This is a genomic window from Adonisia turfae CCMR0081, from assembly GCF_011009555.1.
In the GTDB taxonomy this organism is placed as follows: domain Bacteria; phylum Cyanobacteriota; class Cyanobacteriia; order Phormidesmidales; family Phormidesmidaceae; genus Leptothoe; species Leptothoe turfae.
In genome coordinates this window covers 5827283-5830358 of sequence record NZ_QXHD01000004.1, presented here as the reverse complement: position 1 = coordinate 5830358, position 3076 = coordinate 5827283, and the positions used below count along the sequence as shown (strand labels likewise).

The 3076-nt window shown below is 46.6% G+C and carries 2 protein-coding genes; both read left to right on the top strand.

The window, feature by feature from the left end; genetic code table 11:
- Positions 1–665: methyl-accepting chemotaxis protein (locus tag DXZ20_RS28705; protein WP_250565962.1), on the top strand; the 665-nt coding region annotated here is incomplete at its 5' end.
- A 104-nt stretch (positions 666–769) separates the two neighbouring features.
- Positions 770–3076 (top strand): Hpt domain-containing protein (locus DXZ20_RS28700; RefSeq protein ID WP_250565961.1); only part of this gene is annotated, 2307 nt, incomplete at its 3' end.

Sequence of the window (3076 nt, the reverse complement as noted above, 5' to 3'; positions counted from 1 at the left end):
CTCGTTCAGCATCAGCCACTGCCCTCCGGGGAGGGGAAGCTGTGGAGCGCACTGTGGCTGGTATTTTAGAAATTCGCGAAACGGTAGCTGAGACTACCCGTAAGGTTAAGCGATTAGCGGAATCCTCTCAAGAAATTTCCAAAATCGTGGCCTTGATTTCTCAGATTGCATCTCGAACTAACTTACTAGCTTTGAACGCCAGTATTGAGGCAGCTCGTGCCGGGGAAGCTGGTAGAGGCTTTGCCATCGTAGCTGATGAGGTTCGTCAGCTTGCTGACCGAGCGGCCAAGGCATCTAAGGAGATTGAGCAAATCGTTCTGCAAATCCAGGGAGAAACCAGTGGCGTAATGACTGCCATGGAGGAGGGAACTCAACAGGTGATTGAGGGGACACGACTTGCAGAGCAGGCGAAACGATCGTTGGAAGATATTATCCAGGTATCGAATCGCATTGATGTATTAGTACGTTCTATTACGGCTGATACCGTCGAACAGACGGAAACCTCACGAGCTGTTGCTCAGGTAATGCAATCGGTTGAACTTTCTGCCCAAGAGACGTCTCAAGAGTCTCAGCGGGTGTCAACCTCTCTGCAAAATCTGGTGGGCGTTGCTCGGGATCTGCTGACATCGGTGGAGCGGTTTAAGGTAGAAAGTGATAAAAAGTAGGCTATTCTCATCCATTTTTAAACATGTCAAGGGACGACTGCCATCGCTATCAAGTATTTGAAGGACTGGCCTAATTTCCGATTTTATTTAGGGAGACGAGGGTGATGCTGCCTGAACAACAACAGCGTATATTGGGCTACTTCATTGAAGAAGCCAAAGATCATCTCAATACCATTGAGCAGGGTCTATTAAATCTTCAGGCAACCATTGTCAATCCGGAGATGGCCAATGAGGTATTTCGGGCCGCTCACTCTGTCAAGGGCGGTGCTGCCATGCTGGGCATTGAGAGCATGCAGCGTACAGCTCACCGCATGGAAGATTACTTCAAGCTTCTCAAAGAGGCCCCCATCAAGATAGATCGTTCCCTGGAGTCTATGTTTTTGCGGGTATTTGATGCCCTGCAAGAACTGCTTGAGCAACTACAGGGTCCCTTTGGCCTCACTGAGGACAAAGAGCAGAGCATCATGACGAGTGTAGAGCCCGTCTTTCAGCAGCTACAGGAACATTTAGATCAGCTTGTAGCTGAGGCAGACGCCAATGAGGCTGTTGTCGCAGAGGCTCAGCCTGTCGTCTTTACAGCACGCTCACCGCAGCCGGTTGAAGAAAGTGCATTGAAGCTTGTATTCAGCAGTGATGTATCAGCTGCACTTCGAGAAATGCTGGCTCGTTTCAAGCAGGCTGATACAGACGAAAGTAGATTAGCCCTGGAGGCTTGCTGTCAGTTATTAGAAAGATTTGGTGAGCAGTTTAACTTGCCAACTTGGATGAACTTGGTGAAGCATGCCCGTTGGGCAGTATGCGATCGCAATAATGACTATCGCACCCTCGCCCCTGCTTTAATCAAAGAAATCAAAAAATCTCAGGATTTAGTGCTGGCCGGTAGAGAGCCGGAAATAAACATCTCCGAAAAACTTCAAACGTTGGCCGCCCAAGGAGATATAACAGATACCACTGGAGATTTAGAGAGTCTGTTTGCAGATAGCACACCAGATACCTCTTCTACAGCAGGTGTCGAAGAACTATCCGTAGAATCAGACTTGACCTTGAATAATGTGGGCGAGCCATCCTCTGCAAATGAGGAAAGCATTTCCTTGGATGATCTGCTTAATAGTGCAGCAGTCACCCCTTCTGGTCCAGAAGTGGGAGATGCTGAGCTCACTAGTTTGGCCGATCTATTTGAAGCGGGAGGAGATGATCTCGACAGTGACTGGCAAGAAGAAGAGCTTCCTCTAAATGAGGGCAATCCGCCTGTTGAGTCTCTGGATATTGATATTGCTCCCGATTTTGAGGATCTTCTCAATGAAGATGCCACGGAGCTAGAAACCAACCAAAATGATTTTGAATCAGGTAGTGAACTTGCAGATCTATTTGGTGATACTGACTCTACGGAATCAGCTGATTCCGTAGATACTCTGGATAACAGTGGCCTAGAAAATTTAACCGAGCAGATAAATACCTCTAGCACTGATATTGAATCTCCGTTATCAGAAGATCTTGACACCTCTTCTATCGATAGCTTATTTGATGACATAGATACTGCAAACGATTCATCTGGTGTTGATGAGCTATTTGGCGATCTTGATAGTTCAACACCAGATGATGTAGCCACTACTGCTGATAATTCACCTGATATTGATGAGCTATTTGGCGATCTTGATAGTTCAGAAGAAGCCGCCGATCAAGACCCCTCACTAGAACTCTCGGATAGTTTGGATGATTTTGACGAGCTCGCATTGAGTGAAACCAACCAAGGTGAAGAGCTTGTCGATAGTGATTTAGACCTCGATTTTGAAAGCCCTAGTAGTAGCGATGAGCTTGCTAGTCTTGAGCTAAATTTGGAGGAAGCCACTGGTGAGACCAATACTGACGAATTGTTCACTAACGATTTAGAAGATGTTGCCGTAGTTTCAGGAACAGATAGCTTCTTTTCTGAGGCAGCAGTACCTGATTTAGATTTATCAGAAACGGTCGAGACTTCAGAAACAGAAACCACAAAGTCCGAGTTCGAAGATTTCTTTACTGTTAATGACTCTGCAGCTGTAGCTCTAGCAGCAACGGGCTCGGATCCATTTAGTGATGATGACCTGTGGGAAACAGACAAGGGCTCTTCCAACACAGATACATCAGAGTTGTCAGACGAGCTTTCTCAAGATATTTGGGATGAGCCCGGTCAACAGACAGATACGCCCAATGAGTCAGCAAGCTTAGGACTTTCTGACGACCTGAGTGAGCTTTCCCTCAATCTAGACAGCGATATCGTAGCTGCAACACAAGATTCAAACGATTTAGAGCTAGATGATGTGTGGGCCTCTGTAGAAGATGTGACCTCTGAAATAGATGAAAAGACTGCAGCTGATACTGATGCAGTTGGATTAGATGATCTATTTAATGAAGGTGATCTCCCTGGTGAC